The 6,804-nt window shown below is 62.1% G+C and carries 5 protein-coding genes; 3 read left to right on the top strand and 2 right to left on the bottom strand.

Going from position 1 to position 6,804, the window contains the following annotated elements:
* Nucleotides 1–385: Lrp/AsnC family transcriptional regulator (locus WB528_RS23720; RefSeq protein WP_423891272.1), on the bottom strand; the 385-nt coding region annotated here is incomplete at its 3' end.
* A 149-nt stretch (nucleotides 386–534) separates the two neighbouring features.
* Here WB528_RS23720 and WB528_RS23715 point away from each other — a divergent pair.
* Both WB528_RS23715 and WB528_RS23710 read left to right on the top strand, forming a co-directional pair.
* Entirely contained in the window at nucleotides 535–2,901 is a 2,367-nt protein-coding gene (locus WB528_RS23715; RefSeq protein ID WP_423891270.1) for a transketolase, read from the top strand.
* A gap of 206 nt (nucleotides 2,902–3,107) precedes the next feature.
* Nucleotides 3,108–4,538, top strand: coding sequence for an aldehyde dehydrogenase family protein (locus tag WB528_RS23710; RefSeq protein WP_423891268.1), 1,431 nt, complete (start codon nucleotides 3,108–3,110; stop codon nucleotides 4,536–4,538).
* A gap of 207 nt (nucleotides 4,539–4,745) precedes the next feature.
* On the opposite strand, the gene WB528_RS23705 is transcribed toward WB528_RS23710, so the two are convergent.
* Nucleotides 4,746–5,711, bottom strand: a complete 966-nt coding sequence (locus WB528_RS23705; protein ID WP_423891265.1) for an SMP-30/gluconolactonase/LRE family protein — start codon at nucleotides 5,709–5,711, stop codon at nucleotides 4,746–4,748.
* Nucleotides 5,712–5,975: 264 nt separating this feature from the next.
* Here WB528_RS23705 and WB528_RS23700 point away from each other — a divergent pair, with 264 nt between their 5' ends.
* Nucleotides 5,976–6,794 carry an NAD-dependent epimerase/dehydratase family protein gene (locus WB528_RS23700; protein ID WP_423891262.1) on the top strand — a complete coding sequence of 273 codons (819 nt, stop codon included), beginning with the start codon at nucleotides 5,976–5,978 and terminating at the stop codon, nucleotides 6,792–6,794.
* Nucleotides 6,795–6,804 lie beyond the last annotated feature (10 nt).

The following is a 6,804-nucleotide window of genomic DNA, read 5'->3' as shown; positions in this document are numbered from 1 at the left end:
GCGTCAGCTTGTTCTTCAGGAATGCTTCATAGGAAGCGAGATCCGCGACAACCACGCGCAACAGATAGTCGCGGTTGCCTGTCATCAAATAACATTCCAACACTTCGTCCCATTTCGAGATCGCGCGCGCGAAGCGGTTGAGGTCCTCTTCCTTCTGCCGCGCCAGCTTGATCGAGATGAAAACGCTGACATGCAGGCCCAGCGATTTCTGGTCGACGGTTGCGATATAGCGCGTGATCACGCCGCGTTCTTCGAGCAGCTTCACCCGGCGATGACAGGGCGAGATCGAAAGCCCGACCTTCTCGGCGAGTTCGGCCATGGTGATGCGGCCGTCGGATTGCAACAGGCCGAGAATCTTGCGGTCGATGGCGTCCAGGGCGTTCATTGGAATAAACCGTCAGTTATTGGCTGGCTGTCGATAAATCATACCAAAATATGAGGGTATGTCGCCAAAATTTGAGATTTTCGGCGAAACCAGGCGCGGTAACATCCGCCGCAATCGGGTCACCAAATCCCAAGGCCGGGAGCTTCGCCATGCCGACCGCATCAGCGCGTCTGGAAACCCTGTCCGCACTGGCACGCAAGGTGCTGTGGCTGTCTTCCTGGACGATCCACCATGCCAACCATATCAGGCCCAATGTCGACGGGTTGAAGGTCGGCGGGCACCAGGCTTCTTCCGCCTCGCTCGCCACCGTCATGTCGGCCTTGTACTTTTCGGTGCTGCGGCCGCAGGACCGCGTCGCGGTGAAGCCGCATGCGAGCCCGGTATTCCACGCGATTCAATATCTGTTCGGGCACCAGACCCGCGAGAAGCTGGAAAACTTTCGCGGCTTCAAGGGCGCGCAATCCTATCCGTCGCGAACCAAGGACGTCGACGACGTCGATTTTTCCACCGGCTCGGTTGGGCTCGGGGTAGCGCAGACGCTGTTTGCCTCGCTGGTGCAGGATTACGTCAAGGCGCACGGCTGGGCCAAGGATCGTCCCGAGGGACGGATGATTGCGTTGGTCGGCGACGCCGAAATGGATGAGGGCAATATCTTCGAGGCGTTGCTGGAGGGGTGGAAGCACGGTCTGCGCAACACCTGGTGGGTGGTCGACTACAACCGCCAGAGTCTCGACGCCGTGGTGCGCGAAGGCCTGTGGGAGAAATTCGAATCCATGTTCCGCAATTTCGGCTGGGACGTGGTGATCGTGAAATATGGAAGGTTGATGCGTGAGGCCTTTGCCGAACGGGGCGGCGAGGCTTTAAGAAAATGGATCGACGCCTGTCCCAATCAGCTCTATGCGGCATTGTGCTTTCAGGGCGGCGCGGCGTTCCGCAAGCATTTGCGCGACGAGATCGGCGACCAGGGGCCGGTGACGCAATTGATCGAGCGGCGCAGCGACGAGGAACTGCTGGCGCTGATGTCCAATCTCGGCGGCCACGATATGGCGAGCATGCTCGAGGCATTCGAATCGATCGACCATGACCGACCTGTTTGCTTCATCGCCTACACCATCAAGGGGGTCGGCCTGCCGTTCCAGGGCCACAAGGACAACCATGCGGGTCTCATGACAGTCGCTCAGATGGAGAAGTGGCGCAGCGTCCAGAATATCCGGCCCGGCCACGAGTGGGACAAGTACGAGGGCCTGCCGCAGGAGCCGGCCGCGCTCGACGCCTTCCTGTCGTCCGTGCCGTTCAATCGCGAGGGCAGGCGGCGTCTTAGCGCGCCTGAAATCGCAGTTCCCGAGCGGCTTGCATTTTCGCCGTCGCCGCAGATGTCCACCCAGCAGGGTTTCGGGCTTGTACTGAATGAACTCGCGCGCGGCGACAGCGCGCTTGCGGCACGTATCGTGACGGCGTCGCCCGACGTCACGGTCTCGACCAACCTCGGCGCCTGGGTTAACCGTCGCGGCCTGTTCGCGCGCGCCGAGAAGGCCGACCTGTTCCGCAGCGAAAAAATCCCCTCGACCTTCAACTGGGACGCTTCGCCCAAGGGGCAGCACATCGAACTCGGCATCGCCGAGATGAACCTGTTCATCCTGATGTCGGCGCTGGGATTGTCGCATGCGATCAATGGCGAGCGGCTGTTGCCGGTGGCGACGCTCTACGATCCCTTCATCGAGCGCGGCCTCGATGCATTGAACTATGCCTGCTATCAGGACGCGCGCTTCATGGTGGCGGCGACGCCTTCGGGCATCACGCTCGCGCCGGAAGGCGGCGCGCATCAGTCGATCGCCACGCCCTTGATCGGCATGGCGCAGGATGGGCTTTCGTCTTTTGAACCGGCCTTTGTCGACGAACTCGCCGTGATCATGGGCTGGGGTTTCCGCCACATGCAGCGCGAGGGCGGCGAGGGCGGTTCGGTCTATCTGCGGCTCACCACGCGCACACTCGACCAGCCGCAGCGGATCATGACGCCTGAGTTGGAGGCCGGCATCACCGAGGGCGCTTACTGGCTGCGCAAACCCGGACCGAATGCGGAAGTCGTTATCGCCTACACAGGCGCGCTCGCACCGGAAGCGATCGAAGCGGTCGGGCTGATCGGCGAGAGCCGCCGCGACATCGGCCTGCTGGCAATCACCTCGGCCGACCGGTTGCATGCCGGATGGAGCGCGGCGCGAAGCTTGCGCCGCGATCGCCGCGGCGTCGCCCATCTGTCCCACATCGAAAAGCTGCTCGCGCCGCTGCCGCGCGATTGCGGTCTCGTTACCGTGATCGACGGGCATCCGGCGACACTGGCCTGGCTCGGCGGGGTGCGCGGCCATCGACTGGAAGCGCTCGGCGTCGAGCATTTCGGGCAGACCGGCACGATCGACGATCTCTATCGCCACTACGGCATCGACGCCAACGCCATCATCGACGCGGCCGAAAGCCTGACGGCCGGTGCACCGGTGCGGCATCGGAAATTGGCCGTGTGACGGAATTTTCGCTCTCCCCTTGTAGGAGAGGGAAACAGAGCCGGTCTTGCGTCCTTCACATCACCGATCCTATATCCAGCCGCGGCCGCAACGCGGCGTCCCGCATATGGCGGGTTCAATTTTGCCCCCATTCGTGCAAGGATGCTGGCACAAGGATGTGGCCGAGCGCCCATTCCCCGACAGCCCGTGAAATCAAGAGGTCTACGATGGTTAACCGCATGCAATTCTACATCGATGGCGCCTGGGTCGATCCGGTCGTCAAGAAGTCCACGCCAGTCGTCAATCCAGCGACCGAAGAGGCGATGTATGAGATTGCGCTCGGCTCCAAGGCGGACGTCGACAAGGCGGTCGCCGCCGCAAGGCGTGCCTTCGAGACCTATTCGCAGACGAGCCGTGAAGAGCGCGTCGCGCTGCTGACGAAGGTCGTCGAGATCTACAAGGGCCGCATGAAGGAAATTGGTGCGGCGGTCTCCGACGAGATGGGTGCGCCGCTGCCGATGGCCGAGAAGCTGCAGGCCGGCGCCGGACTTGGGCACATCATGTCCACGCTTGACGTCCTGAAAAACTATCACTTCGAAGAAGCGCTCGGCACCGCCGTGGTGGTGCGCGAGCCGGTCGGCGTTGTCGGCATGATCACGCCGTGGAACTGGCCGCTGAACCAGATCGCCTGCAAGGTCGCGCCCGCGCTCGCTGCCGGCTGCACCATGATCCTGAAGCCCTCGGAATTCACGCCGTCCTCGGCGTTGATCTTCGCCGAAATCCTTCATGAAGCCGGCGTGCCGAAGGGCGTGTTCAACCTGATCAACGGCCTCGGCCCCGAAGTTGGTGCCGCGATGAGCGAGCATCCGAACATCGACATGATCTCGTTCACGGGATCTACCCGCGCCGGCATCGATGTGGCCAAGCGCGCAGCTCCAACCGTCAAGCGCGTCAGCCAGGAACTCGGCGGAAAGTCGCCGAACGTCATCCTCGAAGGTGCCGATCTCGTCAAGGCGGTGACCGGCGGCGTGATGCACATGTTCAACAACTCCGGCCAGTCCTGCAACGCGCCGAGCCGGATGATCGTGCCGCTCTCGAAGATGAAGGAAGTCGCCGCCATCGCCAGGGGCGTGGCTGAAAAGACCAAGGTCGGCGATCCGCGCGCCGAAGGCACCACCATCGGCCCGGTCGTCTCCCGCATCCAATGGGACAAGATCCAGGCCCTCATCAACAAAGGCATCGAGGAAGGCGCGACGCTCGTGGCCGGTGGTCCCGGTCTCCCGGAGGGCGTCAACAAGGGCTTCTACGTTCGCCCGACCATCTTCGCCGACGTCACCAATGACATGACGATCGCGCGCGAGGAAATCTTCGGACCCGTGCTCACCATCCTCGGCGCCAAGGACGAGGAAGACGCCGTGCGGATCGCCAACGACACGCCTTATGGCCTCGCCGGTTACGTTACCGCCGACACGGTCGAAAATGCCCGCAAGGTCGGCCGCCGCATCCGCGCCGGCAACGTCAACTTGCAGGGTGTGCCGAACGACCGCACCGCGCCGTTCGGCGGCTACAAGCAGTCCGGCAACGGTCGCGAGTGGGGCAAGTTCGGCCTGGAGGAATATCTCGAGGTCAAGGCGGTCGCCGGTTTCAACGCGGCGTAAGCTTTGCTTTTACGACAACGCCGGGGCGGATTTTTCCGCTCCGGCGTTTTTTGTTTGGACCGATATTTCCTGTCGTTCCGGGCAAGCGAAGCGCGACCCGGGACCGATAACCATAGCAATACGTTTTGAGTTAGGCTGTCGCCCCAGTGAATTTCACCGGTGGGCGCCTGTGGCTATGGCTCCTGCTTTCGCCGGGACGACGGAGACCTATCCCCCCAACGCGCCTTGCGTGTTCACATAGAGTGCGTAGATCGACTGGCTCGCCGCCATGAACAGGCGGTTGCGCTTCAACCCGCCGAAGCAGACGTTGGCGCAACGCTCGGGCAGCGCGATGCGGCCGATCGGTTTGCCGTCGGGAGCAAAGATCATCACGCCGTCGAGTTCGGCATCGCCCATGCCCCAGCCGCACCAGAGATTGCCGTCGATGTCGCAACGCATGCCGTCGGGCGTGCCGCGACCGGCGTCGATCAGGACACGCTTGTTGGTGATCTTGTCGCCGGAAGGCGAGACGTCGTAGGCGAGAATCTTGCGGTTCGGCACGCCGCGGGATTCCACGATGTAGAGGATTGTCTCGTCGGGCGAGAAGCACAATCCGTTCGGTCCCAAGACGCCCTCGGCGACGATGGTGGCTTTGCCGGTTTTGCCATCGATGCGGTAGACGTTGGCGTCGATCTCGGACTCCGCGACGTATCCCTCGTAGTTGCCGAGCAGGCCGAAGACCGGATCGGTGAACCAGATCGAGCCGTCGGATTTCACCACGACGTCGTTCGGCGAGTTCAGTTTCTTGCCGTCGAAAGAATCCATCAGCACCGTAATCGAACCGTCATATTCGGTTCGGGTCACGCGCCGGCCGCCATGCTCGCAGGTGACCAGACGTCCCTGGCGATCGCGGGTGTTGCCGTTGCCGAAATTCGACGGCTTGCGATAGATGCTGACGCTGCCCGTTTCCTCTTCCCACTTGATGATGCGGTGGTTGGGAATATCGCTGCACAACAGGTAACGCCCGTCGCCGAACCACACCGGCCCCTCGGCCCAGCGCAATCCGGTCGCCAATCGTTCAACCGCCGACAGCTTCAGCCAGTATTTCTCAAAGCGGGGATCGAGCGCGTGAATCGCGGGATCGGGATATTGCGTGGCCGGCTGAAAGCCGGGGCGTGCGGGCTTGTCGGACATTTAGTGTTCTCGTTGCCGTTGTTTGATTTCCTCGCCGTCCTTGTCTGCTATCATCGCGGTCCTAAGGCGGCAAGCGGCGGCGCTGCCTCGATGTCATCGCCCGCGAAGGCGGCCGATCCGGTATCCGCTGGTGCATGGAACTGAACCGATATCCTCCGCGTGCTGGATACCCCGCTTTCGCGGGCTATCACGGCGGAAGATCTGCCATGCCTTGCCGCGCACCGTGCGCCGCGCCATATTGCCGTATCTGAAACGAGGGATGAAATGCCACGCATATTGATGACCGGCGCGTCAGGGGGAATCGGGACGTCCTTGCGCAAATTGCTGCCGCCGATCTATCCGGATTTGCTTTTAAGCGACCTGAAAGCGCCCGCCGACCTCGGCAAGAACGAGAAATTCAAGGCGGCCAATCTCGCCAACATGGCGGAGGTCAAAGCGATTTGCGAAGGCGTCGACGGCATCGTACATTTCGGCGGCTATTCCGTCGAAGGTCCATGGGACGATATCCTGCAATCCAACATCATCGGCTGCTACAACCTGTTCGAGGCCGCGCACAAGAAGGGCGTCAAGCGCATCGTGTTCGCGTCGTCTAACCATGCGGTCGGTTTTTATCCGCGCCATCACCACATCGGTACCGACGTCACGCCGCGGCCCGACAGCCGCTACGGCGTCAGCAAGGTGTTCGGCGAAGCCCTTGGCGCGCTTTATGCGGACAAGCACGGCATGAAGGTGACCTGCATCCGGATCGGCAATTTCGGCGAAAAGCCGCTCGACCATCGCCGGCTCTCGATCTGGCTCAAGCCGGAAGACCTGGTGCAGCTCTGCCGGATCGGGCTCGATCACCCCGACATTCATTTCGAAGTTTTCTATGGCGCCTCCAATAACGAGCGCGCATGGTGGGACAATCATCGCGCCTACGATCTGGGCTATCGCCCGACCGGCCGCGCCGAAGATTTCCGCGAGCATGCTTTTGCCGAACAGGCCAAGCTCAAGCCGGATCCGGTCGGCGATTTCTACCAGGGCGGCGCCTTCTGCGGCATGGAGTTCGATGGCGACAAGAGGCGGATCATCGATCTGAAGTGAAGGATGGTGT

It is taken from the genome of Bradyrhizobium sp. (genome assembly GCF_049586575.1).
In the GTDB taxonomy this organism is placed as follows: Bacteria; Pseudomonadota; Alphaproteobacteria; order Rhizobiales; family Xanthobacteraceae; genus Bradyrhizobium.
This window is presented reverse-complemented; position numbering and strand designations above follow the sequence as displayed.

What these genes read in the sequence shown, in the direction of transcription:
- WB528_RS23715 (WP_423891270.1), top strand. Translation starts at nt 535, where the DNA reads ATGCCGACCGCATCAGCGCGTCTGGAAACCCTGTCCGCACTGGCACGC.
- WB528_RS23700 (WP_423891262.1), top strand. Translation starts at nt 5,976, where the DNA reads ATGCCACGCATATTGATGACCGGCGCGTCAGGGGGAATCGGGACGTCC.
- WB528_RS23705 (WP_423891265.1), bottom strand. Translation starts at nt 5,711, where the DNA reads ATGTCCGACAAGCCCGCACGCCCCGGCTTTCAGCCGGCCACGCAATAT.
- WB528_RS23710 (WP_423891268.1), top strand. Translation starts at nt 3,108, where the DNA reads ATGGTTAACCGCATGCAATTCTACATCGATGGCGCCTGGGTCGATCCG.